This window comes from Rhodococcus erythropolis NBRC 15567 (genome assembly GCF_001552595.1).
Taxonomy (GTDB): domain Bacteria; phylum Actinomycetota; class Actinomycetes; order Mycobacteriales; family Mycobacteriaceae; genus Rhodococcus_F; species Rhodococcus_F erythropolis.
Genome location: NZ_BCRM01000041.1, coordinates 15,902 through 36,536, shown reverse-complemented (window position 1 = coordinate 36,536; position 20,635 = coordinate 15,902). Strand labels below are relative to the sequence as shown.

Below are 20,635 nucleotides of genomic sequence, written 5' to 3'. Positions count from 1 at the left end.
TTCCAGGGGTTTCCCGGTCTGGAGCCTCGTCGGGTGCAACCGGCGAGGCTCCTTCGATGTGTGGGTCAGTCGTCTGAGATGGGGCGCCCGCTGGGAAGTGCGCCAGTCTCTGCTTCGTACTGGTTTCCGCTGTTGTGCGCGGTTTCCCGGCGTTCTGCCTCTGCCGCTAGTGCTTTCTCTACGAATTGCGACCAGGATTTGTCGTCCTCAAGGTGGCTGGTGTTTCGGTAAGCACCTCGGGCGCGACTGAATACGGCTTGATCGACGTAGACCGTAATACGTTTGGGCTTGGGCTTTTCCACAGCTGTCGGCGTGGGCTGTGGAGGCGGCGGGACCTGTGCGGCCGTGCGGTTGGACCTCTGCATTCGAGACAGGTCACCAGTCACGTTCCGCGGAGGTAGCGCCGTGAGCTTTCGTTCGGGCCGGTCATTCATACCCGTGCTTCCTCTCTTTCCGCTGTTGCAACGCGGGTGACAACTTCTTGCGCAACTGCAAAGAGGTCGTCTGCAACGGATTTGGACGATTTCGGTGCGAGAGTCTGAGGCTCGGCGTTGCCTTTGATGACGTCGTACCATTTCGGGCCGCTTCGGACGACTGCGTCGAGTTCGGCTGCGAGCATGCCTCGCTCGCGTGTTGCTTGGGCTGTCGCTTCTGAGTGACGGACGGTGGCAGTGAAAACGACGTCGTCGTTGCCGAACGCCTCTGCAATTGCAGACCTGGCTTGCTTGAGCACGGTTTTCGCTGATGTACCGACGGCTACGAGAACGACGCCCAGTAGGTCGAGGTCGGGGTTGATTGCAGCGACAGCGTCGATGCGTAGTGCAACGGCTGCCATCCCTTTTCGGCTGGACGCATCGGATTTGACTGGCACGAATGCCCATTTTGCGGCGGCTAGCGCTGCTGTCTGCAAGGTTTCGTCGCCCGGGGGGCAGTCGATGAGGATCATGTCGTATGCGGGCGCCATTGGAGCAAGGACCCTCGCGAGGGCAAGTTTTGCGCCATCGGGATCTTTGGATGCCATAGCGGCAAGCGCTGCTGTTGCTTGTTCGAGGTGAACTCCCCCAGGGAGAACATCGAGATTAGCGCGAACATTTTCGATGGGTTTTGCGTCACCGCCGAAAGCGATTGCGCTAGCAAGCGACCTTCCCTGGTCATCGCCGGTTTCACTGGTGTACCCGAGGTCTTCGGCGAGGTTCCCCTGAGGATCGAGGTCGACGAGCAGAATTTTCTGCCCCGACGCTGCCAGTTCTCCACCGACGTTAGCTGTCAGGGTCGTCTTTAGGACACCACCCTTGCCGTTGATTACGGCGATCACCCTTTTGCGTGTTTCGTGAAAGTCGGTCTGCATTGCTCTCCCTCGACAGCGCTGGCACATTTGACGGCATTACCAGCATTCCACGCCATCGCCAGCAATGCAATCAATAGCAGTAATGACAGTATTGCTGCTATCGGCCATCGGTCAGGTCGTAGCAACACATCTGGCCTCAAAACCAGTAATGGCAGCAATGCTGGCATTACGCACAGTTCGCCGTGGCCGCACCATGACCTGCATGTTTCCAATAGCAGTATTACTGTCATTACGGCAGGCGGGGTTCGCGGAGAATCGAAACAAGCCGAGACTGCCACACCGACATTGACGGCATTACTGGTATTGCTGGTGTTACTGGGCTTACAGGTTCCCGGATCTCGCCCTCAACTCTCTACTGCTATTGACAGTAATGCTGGCATTTCTTCAGTTCGACGCAATGGCGCAAAATGCCTGGACGTGAGGCGGAGAACGCCACGGCTCGACGACTACGTCACCCGTTCGACCGCACCTGGCGGCCCGCACGTAGGTCGCACGTAGGTCGCACCTCTCACTCGACATTTCAATCGAGCAACGTCAGCATGAGTCAATTTTGCGCACCCACCCAACTAGGCCCGTTCCGCGAAACCGCCGTTCTCACGAGGAATACTTACGGCATGGGGTATTTCATAGGACGCGTTGTAGTCGTTACCGGCGCCGGAGCGGGAATCGGGCGGCAACTAAGCATCCAACTGGCCGCCCAAGGCGCAAAGCTCGCACTAATCGACGTCGACCAAGGTGGCCTAGAGGAAACGGTCGAGCTGACTGGAATCAGCGCCGACTCGGTGATGATCTCGGCGACGGATGTCACGGACCGAGAAGCGATGGGGGAGTGTGCCGCGGCAACGCTCGCCCAGTTCGGGCATGTTGATGCGATCTTCAATAACGCTGGCGTTCTGTATTCCGGAACCGTGGAGGATTCCGACTACGCAGACATCGAGCACGTGATGAATGTCGACTTCTGGGGCGTAGTTAATGGGTCGAAAGCCTTCTTGCCGTACATTATTGCGTCGGATCGTGGGTCCATCGTCAACATCTCATCGGCCTTCGGTCTCATGGCCGCGCCTGGTTACTCGGCCTACAACTCCGCGAAGTTCGCGGTCCGCGGCTTCACCGAGTCGCTCCGCCAGGAGATGCTTCTTCATCACCGGCAGATAGCTGTGATTTGTGTGTTTCCCGGAGGAATCAAGACTTCAATTGCACGTACAGCGCGTGTGGCGACAACTCTCGACCATTCGGAAGTCGTCGAATCCTTCGAGGGTTCCATCGCGAGAACGGATCCAGCGGCCGCTGCCAAAACGATTTTGCGCGGTGTGGAACGGCGCCGACCTCGAGTGCTGATCGGTAAAGATGCCCGCATCGTCGACCTACTAACTAGGACTGCCAGTTCGGGCTACCAACGGATCATTCCAGCACTGAAGTCCGGCTAGTACTTTTGGCGGATGCCCAGGTCAGCGCCGTCCACTGAAGGACTAAATACCTGTAACGGACAGTAACATTAAGTCTGTTTTGTCGGGTAGTGTTCCTCTGTTCGCATCCGCGGGGAGAGGAACTACGCAGTGGCAACAAAGTGGTTGTTGATTGAGTCGATCGGTGGCGCTACACCGTCGATCATCGGTCTGGGGAGCACTCCTCGAAAGTTCACACCGTTGGACAAATTCTTCAAAAGCAAAGATTCCCTCGACGAGGTTTACAGCGTGATTGCCGAGGTCATGGCGTCGCCTGACCGCGTAGACAGGGTAACTGCTGATGGCCGCCGGCGTGTCGTTGTGGAGCCTTTGGTGACGTTCTCAGGACGTCTGCATGGCATGTACCTATGGACTGGCGGACCAGACGAAGTCGTTCCCGACAGGGACCCGGCCGGAGCTTGGTTGTTCAACCTGACGGCGAGCAAAGCCAGCGGAAGCAACGATCTGCTCGACTTGTACGGCGTTCCGGAGGATGAGCGACATACCGAGAAAGCAATGGCCGGCGCCTTCACCCGTCTCGTGACCAATCGCGATGAGGGCGAGGCTTTGTCGAAGATCATCCACTCGGCTCCCGGAACCATTCACCAAGCGGTGTGGACAGTGAGGCGAGATGACGACGAGCTGCGTGCCGCCCACTTTTCGTGCCGAATGCTTGAAGAAATCGATCCTGCGACCAGCAGGTCAGAGGTCATTTTGCGAGGAATAACGCAAGACATCGGCCCCGCGATCGACGTTGCGGCGGCTCCGCCCCCTGTGGTTCTTGAATACCGGGTCCTCGAGGCTGCGACGGAGGAGGGGGAGTACCGAGCGATCGTCAATCTCAAGACGCTGCAACTCATTCGATGGGTAGGCGATCCGATGCCAGACTTGGCGTGGGAATCAGTGGATGACCAGGTTAAACCTGGTATGCATCCCGAGGACTTGCCTGTGGCGCTAGAGATGTCTGCGGGTTTGGCGCGGGGCAAAACGCAAGGCACCGTCCGGTTCAGACAGCTCGACGGGAAGTGGAAAGCCTGTGATGTGCGAGCGACATTGATGATGCTCGACCAGCACACCACCGCCGGCCTGGTCATGGTCCGCGCTGCTGCGGATTCGTAGCTTTTCACCAGTTGTCGATGCCGCGCTGACGCGCGCACAGTTCTGCGCGCGCGTCAGCGGCAGTCCTCCGCTCAGCAATCTGTCTGCGGCGGCGGACTTCCGCAGCATCCGGAACAGCTGCCATCGCTGCCCGGCGGCCGGGGGAGTCCTCAGTCGCGGCCAATGCGTAACGCGCACGTTCGGCCTCGAACTGCGAGGACTGTCGTTCACGTCCAGCTTTTGCCTGCTCAGCGGCAATTTGAGCGAGAACATGCGGTGAGAAGGCCAGATCCTGCTCCTTCATGAGCCACCGGATAAACGCAATCGGATGCTTTGGGTCCGGTGTCATCTTCCGTGCCTCGGCCCACGCGTCGATGGTGGAGTTGAGATCGTCAGCGGTCCAGCCGTGCGCCGCTGATTCGGCCAGTGCAGGCGCCCAACCTCGGGGGGTATGTTGACGTGCCCACGTAGGCGTTCTCGGATTACCGAGCCACTTGGATGCGAGCAACAGGCCTTTCCGGATGCCGTCAGCCTTCTCGACCTCGGACCTGGATTCCTTGCGCCGCGAAGCGGCTCGTTTATCCACAGATCGTTTTGTATTAAGTACCTCTCTACGAGAGGTAGGGATAGAAAACTGACCCCTACGGGGGTGGGGTGCCATCTGTATAGATCCTGCGACTGACATGCGGGTTTTATCCACAGGCTTACGCGGGTGCAACGCCCACACCGATGCCCAGCCACGCGACTTGTCATCAAATCTCCACGACGCCATACGTTCGCCTTTGCGGCGTAGTCGGCCACGCAATACCTCCGTGGCTACCCGAAGTAGTTTGAGCGCTTGACGGGCTCGCTGAACGGTCCGCTCTCCGAGCCCTGTTCGCTCGACGAGTGTGGCAATGGATAGACGCGAGCTGCGGCCGGAATCGAAATCAGCAGCACCGGCCATGACTTTCGCGACCGCCAACAACGATTTAAGACTGATCCCTCCGCCGGCGACACTGCCTGTCTTCGACGTCTTGACGAGCTCGGGGCGGATGCGGTTGTACTCCGCGGTATAGGCGCAGCGGACGACGATCTCGACCCAGTGCTGGGCTCCACGCCATGACGCGATACCGCTGTATGCGCCGGGCTCCAATTCGAGCGTGACCTGGCAGTACCTTCGGCAAGCTGCCTCTGGGCCACCGAGCGCGTTGACGAACATCGGGGTCAGGGAATGGCATTGGTGCCCGTGCACATGGCCAGATACAGCGCGAGGCGTACGAGCTGTGCCGTACCGACGCCGCATGGGGCTGCTACCGCAGTACGGGCGCAGTACGGATGTAGGTGCGTGTTCGTGAACAGCGACACGCGCAGGAATCATTGAAACTTCATCAGGCCACGATGTAGCCTGAGACCTGTCCGCCAAGACAGTCCCTTCGGGGATATAGCAGTACCGCTGAGAAACGAGCGTCTAACTCGAATCTCACCAACTTCGAAAAACCCTCGACCCCGCCCGGTTCGGGGGTTTTTTGTTGCAGTCGGTGCGCTACAGCTAACGATGTGTGGTTGTCACGGCATCCCCCGCCCGGGTTTGCCGTCTACGCGACGTTCGTTACGCGGTGAGCTGCAAAACCTCCTGGTCGAGTTCGACGACAAGATTCTGATGGCCAGTGGTGGCCGCCAGCAGATCTGCGACGTACTGGCTGACGGAGCTGACTCCGGCCGCCTTCCGCCGCTTTTCCAGCTCTGCGTACACCGGATCTGGAACGCGACTCACAACCCGGGTTCGATCACCCTTGCTTGGTGTGGGCATGCTCTTCTCCCTTCGGCCCGACCTTGCTCCTAGCGATGCAGTGCCAGGTTCCCGTTCATCCTGTGCCAAGATCACACAATCGTCACGGTGACACGCCGAAGAAGAACCGAACTTCGATGTTTGGGTGGAATTATGGGGAGATTTTTTAAGAATCGCGGAAGCGTGTCGCACGCGCTTGACGGCTGTCACGATCGCGCTGCCAGACCTCAGCGACCAGCTCGGGCGTGACCTTATACAGCTCCGCAAGCTGCGCAGCCCTAGCCTCGTCGTACTCTTTGCGCCCTTTTTCGATTCGTCCGAGAAGCGTCGCCGAAATTCCGAGAGCTTCGGCAGCTCGCCCTTGAGTCATGCCGGCTTGGGCGCGCAGATCACTGAGGCCAAGCTGGTCATTCGGAATCGGCACAAGGTCTGCAACGGTAAGCCGCAATTCGGCCGCAACCTTGGCTAGCAGCTCGGGTGTTGGTGCCGCACGACCCGTTTCCCATGCAGAGACGGTCTGCTCGGAGACACCAGCGGCGTCAGCCAGGTCTGCAATATTCGCCTTGCGCGCCAGTCGATAGCGCCGCAACCTGGCAGCACTAAAGCCTCGAACAGCACTCCGCGACACGCCTACTTCAAGCTCTCGAGAACCATCCCCGTGAGTCATTGTGTCGCTCCTTTACCCCGCCAACTCGCACTAGTGTTTAGAATAATAGGGTGTTATATTGGTTTGGCATAAAAGGTTACCAAGAAAGAGTCGAGGTCAAGGGACCTATAGGCGGAAAAGGGGGGCCGTGAGGCGATTGAATGAGTTGCCGACCACAAACCACGCGGTCTACCCTGCAACGGCGTGCCCAGCCTGGGATTCCTCGGTACTTGTCGACGTCGGTATCGCTTGTAGCGCAGAAGAATTTGCACACGTCTATCTGCGTGTGCCTTCTGAGTACGGGCAGGCGATTTGGATGAACTGGTTTCTCGCAGTGCGCGATGCAACATCCCAGGTCACTCTCAGTGACCGTTCTACTTCAAGCACGAACACAAGGACTTCGGCTTCTGCCGAGCGTCGTGCTGTCTCGAAAGCCCCAGGTGCGTTGGTGATTGGCGTCCCCTCACGCACCTGGGGTTTTTTCATGTCTGCGGTGCTGCACGCACCAAGGCGACCAGACCGCAGGCCTTCGAGCCTATGCGGTGAAGTTGAAAACGCAACTAGCCGGAGGCAGTCGTGGGGAACAACTCTGCGCAAAATACCTATTCCAGCTGGGTAGAACAGGACACTCTCAAACTCGGATTCGCTGACCACGAACTCGGGCGCACTGTGAACCCTGCATGCGGCCATGCCACCCGGATCCCGGTCCGTCGTGTCTCGCCCTTCGTGGTGCTCGGCAACACGGTCCGTGAAGCACCCACCCCGCTCCTCCCGCCCGAGGACCGGGTGGGTGCGCCTTTTCGTGCACGCTGCGTTCCTCTATTCGCCAACGTCGTCCACTGCATGGGGCGCAGTCCGGGCAGCGTTTGTGTGAGCGTTCCGATTCCCGGCTTCTTCCACCGGTGCCCACTCGGACACACCCAACTCCCGACCGCGTCCAGATTCTTCACACGCTTCGCGGCCGACGGCGTGATCTCTGCCGCGCATCAGCTTCCCGGTACGTCCTACCGGGATTAATGGCCCCGAGATCACAACTCTCGCGGCCGGCTCATCCACGAATCCACCTAAGTGTTTGCAAAACAACACGATTGAAGGGATGTCATGAAGCAGTTCAAGAAACCACGGTCCGGTGGGCGCCATCGGTCACCGTCGACGGGTGCGGTCGCAACCGTGACGTTGGCGGCGATGGTCGGAGCCGCCTTCGTCAATGCCGGAGTTGCGATCGCAGCGCCGACCCAGCCGGGCATTACCGCTCCGTCGCAGCCGGGCATTACGACGCCTCCGCCTCCGTCGGAGCAGCCGGGCATTACTACTGCCCCTGAGGTTCCTGCGCCGACGTCCGATCGTTCGTACTGGACTCCGCCTCCGGCTGAGTACGACAACATTCAGTGGAAGCCTTCGCCGTCGACGCAGCAGTCGTCCCCGAACAATGCAGGCGATAGCAGCGGGAACTATGTAGCGCCGACGTATTACGGCGACCCGATCGACGTGGGGACACTCCATCTCCCGACCGAAGTCGAGATCATCGCTCCGATCGAAGCACCGCCCCAGATGTTGCAGCTGGGTGATTACGTCGGGCCGAAGCCCAATTGGATGTCCGACGAATATCTCGAACGCACCAATAACACTGCATCTGTCGGTGTTTCACAGTTCGCGACATTCTGGTCCAGCGTCGGCGTCGACGTGGATCGTTCGCAACGTGTCTCGGCTGCAACCTTCGGCGGAGCCGCAGCAGGTGCCTTGGCTGCCGGAACCGCAGGGTTCACAGTGGGCGCATTGGGCGGCGGCACAGTGGGCGGTTTGATCGGGGCCGGTATGGGCGGCCTGGTTCCGCTCCCGCCGCCACTGCCGGAAGCGACGACAGGCGTCGTCGGCACGGCTATCGGTGCCGGTGCAGGTGGATTGCTTCTCGGGATTCCCAGTGCCGTGGGCGGCGCTGTGGTGGGCGGTCTGACGGCGGGAGCAATCGGGGCCGGTGACACCGATGCCGAGCCTCGCCACATCGACGTGCCGAACCTTCCTGAGTCGGACGCACCTGCGATCACCTCGCAGACCAGTGACGCGCTGGCGGCGCAGGCCCCGCCGGTCGCGCAGGTCGTCACCGACGCTGTGGCGTCCGTTCCGCAGATCACCGAGAACGTCAACGCGCAGCTCACTACTGCACGTGAAACCGTCCTCGCTCAGCCCGGTGGCGATCAGGTCATCGCCGCACTCGACAACGCGGCCGTCGAAGCGAATTACGCCTTCGGACCTACCGCCGATCTGATCGGCCAAGCCCTCGGCGCTGCTGCCGCTGGAGCGACCCCCGCGTAATCACTACCGCCGCCGGGGTCGGGGCTTCGGCCCCGGCGGTGTTAGTCGAAGTTCTTTTTCTTTGCACGAGAGGAAATATCGACATGTCAGGTCAGAACTGGTTTCCACCGTTGGACCCGACCGAGTTCGCCGACGAAGTGGACACGGGAGAGCAAACCCCAGACACCGACGTACATTCCGAGCCCGAGTCCGAAAACCCCGATGAGGAATCAGAACCCGACACCCTACTCGACCATGCCGAAACTGTTGAGAGCGAACCGGTTTCCACCGGCAACGCTCCCTCGGCAGACGAGACCGCTGTCGCTGCGGTGAGCCGACCCGCCCAACACCTCACTCCCACATTCGAACTCGCAGATGAGGACGAGACCGGACCGGCGACCGATCCGATCGCCGGGTCCGTCGGTGTTGTCCGCACGCTCCCGGTCGTCACCCTCGCTGTCAGTGACCTGAATACACAACCGGATTGGGCATCGGAATGGGAGCTGCCGGCCACCGATCCGGAACCGACACCGACCACCCCGGATGAGGGGGAGCGGATCGGTATCCCCGAACCTCTCCCTGGATCCGACCGGGCGCGTGGCCGGAGCCGCCGCACGAAAGCCGCTGTCGGGGGAGCCGCTGCTGCCGTGCTGGCTGTCCTCGTCGGCGGTACCGCAATCGCGCTGGCCTCCGGTTCCGACGAACCGGACGCTCCAGCCTCCCTCGAAGTACCTGGAACCACTACGGCCCCGCCAGCGGCGGGGACGTCTGTCGCCGGGGCGCAGGCCGCCTCGTCCTGGTGCCCGAGCAGCGTCAAGGGTGATGTCATCAGCGGGAATGGCCCTGGCGGTACCGGATCTGGCCCTGATGCGATCCTCGGATTTCAGCACGCCTTCTACGTCGATCGCAATGCGGACAAAGCGCGAGGCTTCGCCACTCCGGAAGCTGCGGCCACCCAACTGGCGACCCTGCAAGCCGGCATCGACGACGGCGTCCCGGTCGGCACCGAGCATTGCGTTCTGATCCGCCCGTCCGGTCAGCCGGGTGTCTTCGCCGTCGAGATGGTCCAAAAAGCCGCGGACGGCGCGATCGTGCGATACGCGCAAACCATCAGCACGACCGTGCGTGACGGAAAGACGCTGATCGCGGCCATCAACGAGAGCGTAGGCACGCCGTGACGTGGGCGGGGGACTGGCTCGAGGGCGAGCCGACAGAAGACAACGAATCCGACGAGAAGCCGTCGGCACCGGTCGACGACACCGCACCGCCGCTCGTGCCCGGGTCCGAGGCAGAAGCCCCGGTCGATGAGGTGCCCGAGCCAGAAGATGCACTGATTCCGCTGGCACCGCCTTCTGCTGTGCTGATCGCCGGGGTTGCCGGTGGAGTCGGAGCCACCACGACAGCGGTCGGCCTGGCGAGTGCATTGCACACCGAACTCGTCACTGCTGCCGCCGTGGATACGACCCCCGCCGGCGGTGACCTGTCCGAGCGTGGCTGCGGGCGCGAGCTGAACCCCGGCCAATGGGTCTCCGAGCACGGGGTGCTGTGGGGTCGCCGCACGCTTGGGGAGCTGAGCGGCGACGCTGCGGCGCTCGCGTCCGTTCACTCACTCCTGACCGCGTCCGGTCATTTTCCGATCTACGACGCCGGAAACCCTTTGCGTGCACAGCATCTCGCTCCGCTCCTGGCCGATGCGTCGGTCGTGATCGTCCTGGTGGTGTCCAGTCGCGGCGACTCCGTGAACCGTCTTCCCTCCGTCCTGGAATGGATCGAGAGCACCCTCGGCGCACACACGTTGGCATCGGTCGTCGTGGCCGTCGTCGAGATCCGTCCCGGTTCGACGCCGGTGGCCGATCACCTCAGTGCCCATATGGCGGGCCGGATCGGAGCGGTGCGCCTGATCGGTCACGACCGGTCGTTGGCCGCAGGAGGACCGATCGTGACCTCGGCGATGGGCAGCGGTGTCGAGCAGGACTTCACCGCTCTCGCCGCCGACGTACGAAACCTCGGTGCAGCCGCGCCGACGCAGTGAACAAACACATCCGAAGGGAAATCCGCATGAGATATGCGAGAGGGATCACCACAGCGGTGACGGCCACGGTCGTCCTCGCACTGGCAGGAACCAGTCTGGCGAACGCCGCACCCACCTCAGGCGACTCCGCACCGATGCCCTGCACCGCTCTGGGAGTCTTCGGTGTTCAGGGGACCAACCAGTCCGCTCCGGATGCCGACCCCACCATCGACAGCGGCTTCCTCGGCATGTCGGTGATGGTGCCCTTGCTCCAGTCCGCTGCCGGTGAGGTCTCACGGATGCTCGTCCCGTACGCCGCCGACTTCGGTTGGCGGGGAGCGACGTACGAGCAGTCGATGACCGAGGGGGTCGACAAGACCAGCCAAGCGATCTCCGATTACGCCGATCGGTGCCCCTCGTCGATGATCGCGGTGACCGGATATTCGCAAGGCGCGCAGATAGCGGACACCGTCATCCGCAATATCGGCAGCGGCAAAGGCCCGATCACAGCGGACAAGCTCGCCGCCGGTGCATTGTTCTCGTCCCCGAATCGCCCGCAAGGTGCCAGTACCTTCCCCGGCGGCTCGTCCGGGCAGAGTTCACCGACACCGCCCAAGGGCGTTGCCACCTCTGCCTTGTCGGATCTGACGGTGACCACCCCGACCCCTGCTGACGGCGGCGGCATAGCCCCGAACTACGCCGCCTCGTCCGGGTACGGCTCTGTTGCCGGCCGTGTCGCTTCGTTCTGCACCGACGGCGACCTCGCATGCGCGACACCACAAGATGCGACGCTGGCCCGCACGGTCACCAATATCGCTGGGCAGCTGCACCTCGAGCAGCAGGATCCGCAGAAAACTCTGGTCGACCTCGCGGGCGCATTGGGTGGGGCGACAATTCGTACCGCCGCCGACGTCGTCAACGACGACATCAACTTCTCCAACGGCCGGTTCACCGTGCAGTCGTCCGGAAAGACCATCCTCGGGCGCCTGTCCACGAATTCCGATCCGCGCTCCGCCACTCCGGACGCGGACGCCGATGTCATCCGGGCAGTCATCAAAACCGGTGTCATGGGATTGCAAGCGGGCATCGCGGTCGCGAAGAAAGTCCTCACACTGGACACGATCGGCACCCTCGCCACCGTCGGCATGGCCAATCCCCCTGCTGCACTGGGCATCTTGGCAGCGAAAGTCGGGGACGCGGCAATGAGTTTGTTCCCACCGTCCACCGGCACCCAGATCCAGAAGTACATCTACAACGAAGTCCAGCGCGGCATTTCCGACAACAAGGACCTGCTGAAGATGGCAACGCAGGTCAAGTACTGGGACACGGCCCGCAACCACGGCACCTACGACTCGATTCCCGTGGGAGGACAGGGGCAGACCCCGGCGAAGTTCACCGTCGAGTGGTTCTCCACCCTCGCGAAAGAACTCTCGTCCGGATCCACGTCGGCCGGGGCGAGCACCACGAAAACAGCCTCGCCGACGACTCGTCCGAGCGGGACGTCCTCTGCGGCCCCCTCGTCGTCGACGCCGCTGACCAGCTCGGTGTTCGCCACGACCTCGGCGGTTTCTCCTGAAATCGTCGGGCCGGGCGGCGCGTTCGCGCCTGCCCAGATCCCGACTCCCACCCAGGCGCCTGCCGCCGCACCGCCCGCGCAGTGATCGGTCGGCGGCGCACGGAACTCCTCTGCTGCGCCGCCGCCCAGCAAACCCCGGGACGCACTGACGTCCCACTCCAACCGAAGGGACCATCTCGTGTCAGATGACAGCAGCAGGGGAGGCGTCGGCGGTGCCATCGTCGTTGTCGGTGCCGCAGCCGTCGCGTTCCTTCTGATGATCATGGCCGTGGTGGTCGTTCTCGTTTCCGAGGACGAAGAGTGCGCTCCCGTCGAAAACGGGGGCGGGCAGGTTGCCGCTGCTGGTTCGCTGGTCAAGCCCACCAAGTCGTCCGAAACAACGGACACCTCTCCGTTCGGTCCGCGATGGGGCACCGAACACAAGGGACTCGACCGTGCGGGTCCTGTCGGTACCCCGATCTACGCGTTCACCGACGGCCGCGTTCGTGAAGCCGGTCCCGCTGACGGCTTCGGGAACTGGATCATCGTCGATCACGAAATCGAGGGCCACGTATACAGCTCGGTTTACGGGCACATGTTCGACGACGGTGTGATGGTCCGCGCCGGAGAGCAGGTCCGTGCAGGTCAGCAGATCGGGGCGATCGGCAATGCCGGCGGCTCGACTGGGCCGCACCTTCATTTCGAGGTGTGGGACGGGGGTCGTCTACCCGACGGCGCCGGTACCGCGGTGGATCCGCAGCCGTGGATCGACAAGGCCGCCGAGCCCGGCGAGGCTCCCGCTGCGCCGGCACCGACTTCCCCGGGCTCGGGCGATGCGGGTGATGAAGGTTCCGGGTTCGGAGGTTTGGACGGCCGACAGTTGGCGATCGCGAAGCAGATCGTCGCGGTCGGTGAAGTCATGGGCATTCCAGATCGCGGCGTCGTCGTCGCGCTCGCAACCGCAAGCCAGGAATCCGGCTTTCGCATGTACGCCAATGACGGCACCGATCCTCGCCTCGAAGCCGATCAGAAGGACGTGGGCCGATCCCTGGACTTCCCACACGATGCTGTCGGACGAGATCACGGCTCCGTCAATCAGTTTCAGCAGCAGTACCCGTGGTGGGGAACGCTCGAAGAACTGATGAACTCTGCCACTGCATCACGCAAATTCTACGAAGCGTTGGCCAAGCAGAGCGGGTGGGAATCGCTACCGATCACCGTCGCAGCACAGAACGTTCAGGGATCGCTGTACCCGGACGCGTACGCCGACGACGAGCCGATCGCCACCACGTTGGCGGCCAAGTTCAAGGGCGCCGGGGCGAACATGTCCGAAGCCGACCTCGCATCCATCGCAGCTGGTGGAGCCATCGCCGTCGCCGACGGCGGCAGCGCTGCCTGCAACGATCAGCAGCCCGCACCCGGTAGCGGCGGCGGCGAGGGTCCGGCCAGCGAGTTCGGACGAGCCATCATCCTGGCTGCCTCGCGCTGGATCGGTACCCCGTACGTCTGGGGCGGTGGCGACACGAACGGCCCCACCAGCGGCGGATTCGACTGCTCAGGTCTGACGCTGTACGCGATCTACCAGGCATCCGGCGGACGAATCAGCCTGCCGCACTTCACCGGATCGACCGCAGATCCCGGACAGCTCTACGACTCACGCGGCGCAGAAGTCCCCATCGACCAGAAACAACCCGGCGACCTGATCTTCTTCGGCCCCGCCTCGAACACGCACCACGTCGGCATCTACTACGGCCTCGAGAACGGCGAAGAAATGTTGCTTCACGCTCCGACCGAAGGCCAGACCGTCACCATCGCTCCGTTGTCAGGGATGTCGGGAGAACAAATGCACGTCCGCCGCTTCGGCGCATCACAACCGCAACCGCAGGAGGCACGATGACAAACCGGACTGACCGCAGACCGATGAGGTTGACCGCATTCGCAGCCATGACCTTCGCTGTTCTCGCACTTGTCGGATGCGGCCGCAGCAATGACCACGACCACCCGATGGATGAGGGCGGTCCCACCCAATCATTGACTGTTCCCGCCGATCCAACTCTGCCGGAACCGTTTTCCTCGGTCGATCAAAGCGATCCGGAAGCCGTGATGGTCGCGGCCGCGCAAGCTCTGTTCTCGTACACCCCCGGGGCGGACACCAACCAGATCGACGCCGCGAACCGGGCAGCACCGTTGCTCGACGAGCGGTACTACACCGACAACGCGTCGTCCTTCATTGCTTTGGCACCGATCACCGGTCGCCAATGGGAGTCCTGGCGCGAGCGCAGCGCGGTGGCCACGGCCACGGCGACGGTGACCGCCGACAATCACCCCGAGGACAAGCCCGCAAAGGTCTCACGCGTCGTGGCAGTGACGGTGACCGCCGTCGATGCCGGCGGCCGGGAAATTGATCGGGTTCCGTTCGCGGCGTACATGACCGCCACCAAGCTCGGTGTGTGGCGCGTGAGCGCGGTGATGGTCCGATGACCAGCGCATATGCCGATGTCCCGCGTCGCGGTGCTCCGATGCCGAGCGGTCCACGCATCGCGGGGGCTGTGATGCCCGGGACCGATGAATCCGCTCCGATCTGGGAAGGCCCGATCGAACGTGAGGCTCTGACCCCGGCCCGGCCGCTTGTCTGGTTTCTCGGAGCTACCGGAGGGGCCGGAGTCTCCTCGCTGACGCGTTCCCTCGCATACGCGGGGGACTGCCAGCGCGGCTGGCCCGGATACATCGGTGACCTACCGGGCGCGGACTCGCCGCTGGTGGTGCTCGTTTTTCGCACGACGATGCACGGCGTAGAGCGTGCTCATTCACTGCTTCTGCAACACGCCGCCGGTGGCACGCCGGAAGGAACACACATCCTCGGCGTCGTGTCCGTCGCCGACAGTGATCGCCCACTGTCCAAGCCGGTCCGGAACCGTCTGGCCGTCGTCGAGTCGCTGGCGCGCTCGCTGGCCGGTCACTGCTGGGACGTGCCGTGGCTCGAACCTTGGCGGGTCATGCCTCCTCGTGAGCTTCCCGAGTGGTCTCCGTCCTCGACGTTGCCGACCGACAAGAAAGCGGCGCGTGACCCGACGAGATACCCCGTCGCCCCGGTGATCGCTCTCCACGACCAGATCCGAGTCGCAGCAGCAGCTCGGGTGAAGGAAATCAGTTCTTCCGCAACATAACTCGAAAGGCACCTTCTCATGAACGCACTCCACACCATCAACACCTACATCCTCGCTCAGCAGCCCGCGCCCTTCCCCTCGCCTGGACAGGGCGGGGACGTGATCGACGTTCAGATGACCACTCCGCCGTCAGGCGACAAGTTTCAGATCCTGCTCGGCGTCGGCCTGTGGGCGGCAACAGCTTTCCTGATCGGACTGGGAATGATGGCCGGCGTCAAGTTCGCCCAGTCGTTCGCCGACGGCACCGCCGGACGCGGCGAAAAGATGATGGTGGTCGGTGTCGCCGTCGGCGCGATCATCACGTCCTCCGCCGCCTCGTACGTCACCTGGTTCATGGAGTGAGTACTTCGATACTGGCCGCAGGCGGCGGCATCAAGATGCCCGGCGAAGACGTCCTGGTCCCGCTCGGGCAGATGCTCGGGGTGTTCCTGTGGTTCGTCGCAGCCGGTCTGATCGTCGCCGCGATGCGCGCCGGTGTCGAAGTCGCGCACCGCTTCGACGACGGCGAAGTCACCGGCCCCGGAATCCGGCGGTTGATCTCGATCGCCATCGGCGCCATCGTCACCGCCTCCGCAATCACGTGGGCGGGATGGCTCCTCATCTAGCCCGTCTCGATTCCACTACTCACTTTGCGAAAAAAGAAGGAAATCATGGCAATTCACCGTTACCGCCTCGTCGGCGCCCTCGCGGCCGCAGCTCTCGCGCTGTCGGTGGCCACCGCGTGCGGATCGTCGGAGGAGGACCCCGGAACCGGCACCGGCGCGGCGGTCGACACCAGTGCAGCGCCGCAGCAGGTGACGTGGGAGAGCTACCGCGGTGTCGCTGTCCCTGTCTCCGCTGTCGACGGACCGACGAGCGTTTCGGCGAAGATCCCGTTCGGATACAGCCGAACACCCCAAGGGGTGGTGATGGCCGCCATTCAGGGCCAGAGCCGTCTCGCACTCGCACCGGACGAGACCTGGGCGCAGACCGCACAACTGCTGACCGCCCCTGGCCGGGGCCGCGACGCGTACGCCGTGGCGCGGGTGATGACCTCCATCACCACCGAAGCCGATCCTGCTCAGACAGCCCAGTTCGCCGGATTCCGCATCGAGGACTACAGCCCAGACCAAGCCGTGGTGTGGCTGGCCACACGGATGCCGGACGCTGCGCTGTCTGCGTCGCCGACCTCGCTGATCTGGCAAAACGGCGATTGGAAGATCACTCTCCCTGATCCGCAGCCCGAGACCTCCGAAGCTGCGCCCACCGATCCAGTGCCGTTGACCTCGCTCGACGGATACACCGCCTTCTCCTACGCCGACTGATCTTCCCCCGACTTTTCAGGAGCCACCCGTGAGTAACCGCACCGAACCCCGCGAGACCACAGAAGGATCGCGCCTTCGCCGCACCGGCGAGTGGTTGGCGACCAGCCGCACGACCGGGATCGCCGCTGCCGTGTTCTGCGCACTTCTCGCGGTGGTCGTGGCCGTCGCCGTGGTCATCGCCGTCACCCGCGACGACGATTCCGCCGGCAGCGGCGCCCCCACTGCCACCCAGCCGCCCGCGACGGCACCAGCAAAACCCGACAGCGGCACTGCATTCGGCGTTCCGTCGGCGGATCTGTTCGGCCGCGTGATCGCCAACCCCGTCAACCCGCGTGGTCAGGCGTTGCCGCAGTCGTCGGCAGATCGCCCCTCGTTCAAGGAAGGTGACCCGGTCCCCGCTCCGGAGGGGTTGATGTGGCAGCAAGTCGGTCCGTTCATCCTGCCGTTCTCGACCTCCGACGGTCCCACTCGAGTAGATGGCCCATTGGCCACGGGTTTCGCTCGCACCCCTCAGGGCGCTGCGCTCGCTGCCTGGCAGATCAGCATGCGGACGGTCATCGACCAGGAATCACTCGATGCGGTCTTCGACAACCAGATCGAACCCTCGACACGGGGGAACAAGGCGTCGTGGGCGCCGAAGAAGTGGATCGACTGGAGCCAGCTGCCCCCTCAGTACATCCCGGCGGCATTCAAGATTTCCGGTTGGAGCGCTGACAACTCGTTCGCAGTCGTGGAGGTCGCGGCCCGCGACAAGACTCCGGGCTCCTGGTTCACCACTCGCTTCGAGGTCGTCTGGCAGGACGGTGATTGGAAGATCCGTCGCCCTTCCACCCAGCTTCCGCCGCAGACGATCACTTCGCTGACGGGGTGGACCCAATGGTGAAGCGTCTGTCTGCGATCGCGGCTCTGCTCCTGGCCGTGCTGGTCTTCGGGCCGGTCGCGCTCGGGCATGCCCAGCCCCCGGCAGATGATCCGGGCACTTCGGAAACCGGACAACCGCCGGCTGACGACGACATGTATGCCGGTTGCCGCGACGTCGGTGACTCCGTACCGGTCGTCGGTGGGTTCCTCGAGCGGTTCTGCGACTTGGGCACTGCTGTTGCCAATCCACAGGACGCGGCCGGCGAGTTCGCCGACGGGATGTGGAAATCGGGCGTCGGCAAGGCCGCCGAAGTGTTCCTCGACGGTTGGAAAAAGGGCATCACTTTCATGCTGACGTGGTGGATGACCAACTCGGTCACCGGCGCGGTCGGAAACAGTGACACCGAGAACACAGTCTGGCAAGTGCACCAATTCTTGCGAATATTCCAGATAGCGGCGTTCATGATCTCGGTCGGGATCTCCGCACTCAAACTCGCCTGGGCCAAATCGCGTCTGGCACAGCAACATGCCGAAGAAACGGCAATGATGTTGACCCGCACAGTGTTCGCGTCCTGGACTCTGGTTCCGCTCATCCTCGCCGGCGACGAACTCTCCCGAGCAGCCGGTGTGTGGCTGGTTCAAGCGATGGTCGGAGAGAACATCGACGAAGCAGCGAACAAACTCCTCGCCGTCGCCGAAGTCGGCCCTCTCCTAGGTCCGGGCTTGATTTTCGTCTTCGCAATCTTGGGCATCGTCGGAACCGCCGTGCAAGCGGTGTTCATCATGATGCAGATCGCGATGCTGCGCCTCGTCCTCGGATGGGCACCGATCGCGGCCGCCGCATCAGGAATCGGCAGCGCCGGAATGCAGGCCTGGACCAAGCTACGGAATTGGGCGGTGGTGTTCGCACTGTTCCCGTTCGTCGCTTCCAGCGTGTACGGGATCGCTTTCCTCTCGGCCGCCGGTGCTACCGACGCACAAGGTGTCTTCGCCGGAATGATCCTGCTGACACTCTCGTGCCTGACGATGCCGGCGTTGGCGAGACTGATCGTTCCGGCGATGGGTTCGATGGCCGGCGGCAACGGCGGCGCGGTGCTGGGCGGCATGCTCGCCGCGACCGGCGCGAGTATGGGCGCTTCGATGATCCAGTCGATGTCCTCCTCGGCTGAACAGGATTCCGGGTCCTCCTCGTCGTCGAGCGTTCAAGGCGGCCCGAGTACCGAACCGACCGGCTCCAGCACGCCCTCATCGGGATCGAGCTCACCGGCGCCCTCGGGCGGTGGCACAGAAGCCGCATCGAGCGGTCCGTCCGGAGCAGCGACCGCGAGCGGTTCGTCCGGAGCAGCATCCGGCGGCGCGTCCGGAGCAGCATCCGGCGGTGCAGCTTCCGGCGCGGCCGCGGCCGCTGGTCCGGTCGGCGCGGCCGTCGCCGTCGGGCAGGAAGTCTCCGACCGGATCGGCAGCGCTATGGGCGCCGTCGCATCGACGATCGGCGACAGCGCCTCCGGAGCAAGTGGGGGAGCGGACGTCCCGGACGAGCCGCAAGGTGGGCGGTCCGGATGAGCGCACACCGCACCGCACCGTTCGACCTCATTGATTCCATCCTCAAGGAGCAGCTATGAGCACCGAAGCACCGGCCCGCCCCAACACCTACGGCGGTCTTCACGAAGCCCCTTCGACGTACCTGTTCGGTGTGTCGAAGAAAATGTTCTACGTCTTCGCGTCGGGCATCGTGGCCGGCATCGTTGCACTGCTCGCCGGGTTCTTCATCTCCGGAGCGGTGATCCTCGGCGTAGTGGTGCTGACCTGGGCGCCGCTCGCTGCACGCATCGGCGGCAAGTCAGGGTACGAATTCGCCACTGAACTCACCGGGTGGAGCAAGCAGCGTCGGCGCGGCCAGCACATCCTGCGCGCTGGTTCTCTCTCGAACGCGCCCGGAGGCCGAACCCGAGTCCCGGGAATCGGCGCTCCGATCGAAATGTGGTGGGGAATCGACAAACTGGGCCGACGATTCGGAATGAGTCATCTACCGAAACTGCATCAGTACACGATCAGGCTGCGTTGCTCTGTGCCCGGATACAAGGGTGTCGAACAGGGTCAGGTCGACCTCGACGTCGCCAACTGGGGCGAGTTCATCAACCTCAGCGGACAGACGCCGGACATCGAAGCGATCGCCACCATCATCGAAACCCTCCCAGAGACAGGCGCGCGGCAAGACGCGGAAATCACGCGACTGTGCAAACCCGGCACCTCTGAACTCGCACAAGCGGTGGTCCGCGAATCGGGCACCGGCGTACGTCACGGAATCCAGTTGCACACCCACATGGCGCTCACCTTCACCGCGAACACGGAAGCCAAACGCAAGGATCCGATGGCGATGATTGCCGATCTAGCAGAACGTCTTCCGTCGATCTGCGCGAACCTCGGCACATTCCGCGTGACCGCTGTCCCGATGTCCGATCACGAAATCTCCGCAGTCGTGCGCCGCGCATACGATCCCCGCCCGGTTGTCGAAGCCGAGGTGGAATCGTCACTGCGCAGCGGAGAGATGTACGTCGACTGGCTCGATGCCGGCCCGATGACGGCCGAGGAAACCAAAAACACCTACTTCCACGAAGGCGCGGCCTCGCGGACCTGGGTGATGAACGCACCCCCGTCCGGTGCCCGCAACGAACGGATCCTCAAAGCACTTCTCGAAGGTCACGGCGACGTCCCGCGCAAGCGCGTGACACTGATTCACCGGCCGATGTCCCCGGCCGACGCCGTGAACGCAGTCGAGAGCGGCTACGTCTACGCAGTCGGTGAACGCAATGCCCAACGCGGTATCGGGTCGGTCCGCGCAGACCTCAAGGTCAAGGCAGCAGACCGTACTCGCGTCGAGGTCGGCAACGGTGCCGGCGCGACAGCGGTCTCGCTGATCGTCACCGCGTCGGCAAGTACCGAAGCCCAGCTCGACATTCAGGCCGACACGATCGAATCCCTGGTCGCCGGGTGCTCAACGAAGGTACGGCCCGCATGGCGATACCAGGCAGCGGCATTTCTCTCGGGCGTCGGAGTCGGGGTCTATCTCCAAGACCACGCAACGACGGCGAAAACCTTGCAGGCCTGAACCGGCCGACCACCACCGACAGGAGAAA

Annotated in this window: 21 protein-coding genes; 16 read left to right on the top strand and 5 right to left on the bottom strand. The window is 63.2% G+C overall.

The window, feature by feature from the left end; genetic code table 11:
• Positions 1–65 precede the first annotated feature (65 nt).
• Together RE4_RS31915 and RE4_RS29380 are read right to left on the bottom strand one after the other, a co-directional pair.
• On the bottom strand, positions 66–365 hold the full coding sequence (locus RE4_RS31915; RefSeq protein ID WP_223304652.1) for a ParB family protein: 300 nt from the start codon (positions 363–365) through the stop codon (positions 66–68).
• A gap of 65 nt (positions 366–430) precedes the next feature.
• On the bottom strand, positions 431–1,348 hold the full coding sequence (locus tag RE4_RS29380) for a ParA family protein (RefSeq protein WP_019750059.1): 918 nt from the start codon (positions 1,346–1,348) through the stop codon (positions 431–433).
• Positions 1,349–1,962: 614 nt separating this feature from the next.
• Here RE4_RS29380 and RE4_RS29375 point away from each other — a divergent pair.
• Both RE4_RS29375 and RE4_RS29370 read left to right on the top strand, forming a co-directional pair.
• Positions 1,963–2,775 (top strand): SDR family NAD(P)-dependent oxidoreductase, encoded by an 813-nt coding sequence (locus RE4_RS29375; protein WP_029538907.1) that lies wholly within the window; start codon positions 1,963–1,965, stop codon positions 2,773–2,775.
• 129 nt (positions 2,776–2,904) lie between these two features.
• The gene (locus RE4_RS29370) at positions 2,905–3,912 is read left to right on the top strand and encodes a GAF domain-containing protein (RefSeq protein ID WP_019750057.1); all 1,008 of its coding nucleotides are present in this window, start codon (positions 2,905–2,907) and stop codon (positions 3,910–3,912) included.
• 4 nt (positions 3,913–3,916) lie between these two features.
• Here the strand turns inward: RE4_RS29370 and RE4_RS29365 are convergent, their stop codons facing one another.
• The 3 genes from RE4_RS29365 to RE4_RS29355 form a co-directional block, all read right to left on the bottom strand.
• Complete coding sequence (locus RE4_RS29365; protein ID WP_042449287.1) at positions 3,917–5,092, bottom strand: hypothetical protein; 1,176 nt, start codon at positions 5,090–5,092, stop codon at positions 3,917–3,919.
• Between the two features lie 390 nt (positions 5,093–5,482).
• Entirely contained in the window at positions 5,483–5,683 is a 201-nt protein-coding gene (locus RE4_RS29360; protein WP_029538904.1) for a hypothetical protein, read from the bottom strand.
• A 145-nt stretch (positions 5,684–5,828) separates the two neighbouring features.
• Positions 5,829–6,329 (bottom strand): helix-turn-helix transcriptional regulator, encoded by a 501-nt coding sequence (locus tag RE4_RS29355; protein WP_060939840.1) that lies wholly within the window; start codon positions 6,327–6,329, stop codon positions 5,829–5,831.
• A gap of 555 nt (positions 6,330–6,884) precedes the next feature.
• Between RE4_RS29355 and RE4_RS29350 the strand changes: the two genes are divergently transcribed.
• The 14 genes from RE4_RS29350 to RE4_RS29285 all read left to right on the top strand — a co-directional run bounded on the left by RE4_RS29350 (position 6,885) and on the right by RE4_RS29285 (position 20,607).
• The gene (locus RE4_RS29350; protein WP_019750053.1) at positions 6,885–7,325 is read left to right on the top strand and encodes a hypothetical protein; all 441 of its coding nucleotides are present in this window, start codon (positions 6,885–6,887) and stop codon (positions 7,323–7,325) included.
• An 84-nt stretch (positions 7,326–7,409) separates the two neighbouring features.
• Positions 7,410–8,621: a hypothetical protein gene (locus RE4_RS29345; protein WP_019750052.1), complete on the top strand. Its 1,212-nt coding sequence runs from the start codon at positions 7,410–7,412 to the stop codon at positions 8,619–8,621.
• Positions 8,622–8,704: 83 nt separating this feature from the next.
• Positions 8,705–9,778 (top strand): DUF8176 domain-containing protein, encoded by a 1,074-nt coding sequence (locus RE4_RS29340; RefSeq protein WP_019750051.1) that lies wholly within the window; start codon positions 8,705–8,707, stop codon positions 9,776–9,778.
• Positions 9,775–10,632 (top strand): hypothetical protein, encoded by an 858-nt coding sequence (locus tag RE4_RS31220; RefSeq protein ID WP_019750050.1) that lies wholly within the window; start codon positions 9,775–9,777, stop codon positions 10,630–10,632. The genes RE4_RS29340 and RE4_RS31220 overlap by 4 nt, the downstream gene beginning before the upstream one ends.
• 26 nt (positions 10,633–10,658) lie before the next feature.
• Complete coding sequence (locus tag RE4_RS29330; protein WP_019750049.1) at positions 10,659–12,272, top strand: cutinase family protein; 1,614 nt, start codon at positions 10,659–10,661, stop codon at positions 12,270–12,272.
• Between the two features lie 93 nt (positions 12,273–12,365).
• Positions 12,366–14,063, top strand: coding sequence for a peptidoglycan DD-metalloendopeptidase family protein (locus RE4_RS29325; protein WP_019750048.1), 1,698 nt, complete (start codon positions 12,366–12,368; stop codon positions 14,061–14,063).
• Positions 14,060–14,647, top strand: a complete 588-nt coding sequence (locus RE4_RS29320) for a hypothetical protein (protein WP_238077168.1) — start codon at positions 14,060–14,062, stop codon at positions 14,645–14,647. Before RE4_RS29325 ends, RE4_RS29320 begins: the two co-directional genes overlap by 4 nt.
• Positions 14,644–15,333: a hypothetical protein gene (locus tag RE4_RS29315; protein WP_019750046.1), complete on the top strand. Its 690-nt coding sequence runs from the start codon at positions 14,644–14,646 to the stop codon at positions 15,331–15,333. The genes RE4_RS29320 and RE4_RS29315 overlap by 4 nt, the downstream gene beginning before the upstream one ends.
• Positions 15,334–15,351: 18 nt before the next feature.
• On the top strand, positions 15,352–15,675 hold the full coding sequence (locus tag RE4_RS29310) for a hypothetical protein (protein WP_019750045.1): 324 nt from the start codon (positions 15,352–15,354) through the stop codon (positions 15,673–15,675).
• Complete coding sequence (locus RE4_RS29305) at positions 15,672–15,938, top strand: hypothetical protein (protein WP_019750044.1); 267 nt, start codon at positions 15,672–15,674, stop codon at positions 15,936–15,938. The genes RE4_RS29310 and RE4_RS29305 overlap by 4 nt, the downstream gene beginning before the upstream one ends.
• A gap of 45 nt (positions 15,939–15,983) precedes the next feature.
• On the top strand, positions 15,984–16,637 hold the full coding sequence (locus RE4_RS29300) for a DUF8175 domain-containg protein (RefSeq protein WP_019750043.1): 654 nt from the start codon (positions 15,984–15,986) through the stop codon (positions 16,635–16,637).
• Positions 16,638–16,665: 28 nt separating this feature from the next.
• A complete protein-coding gene (locus RE4_RS29295; protein ID WP_019750042.1) occupies positions 16,666–17,520 on the top strand; it encodes a DUF8175 domain-containg protein in 855 nt (284 codons plus the stop codon).
• Entirely contained in the window at positions 17,514–19,061 is a 1,548-nt protein-coding gene (locus RE4_RS29290) for a hypothetical protein (protein ID WP_019750041.1), read from the top strand. Before RE4_RS29295 ends, RE4_RS29290 begins: the two co-directional genes overlap by 7 nt.
• 55 nt (positions 19,062–19,116) lie before the next feature.
• Positions 19,117–20,607, top strand: coding sequence for an SCO6880 family protein (locus RE4_RS29285; RefSeq protein ID WP_019750040.1), 1,491 nt, complete (start codon positions 19,117–19,119; stop codon positions 20,605–20,607).
• Positions 20,608–20,635: the final 28 nt, after the last annotated feature.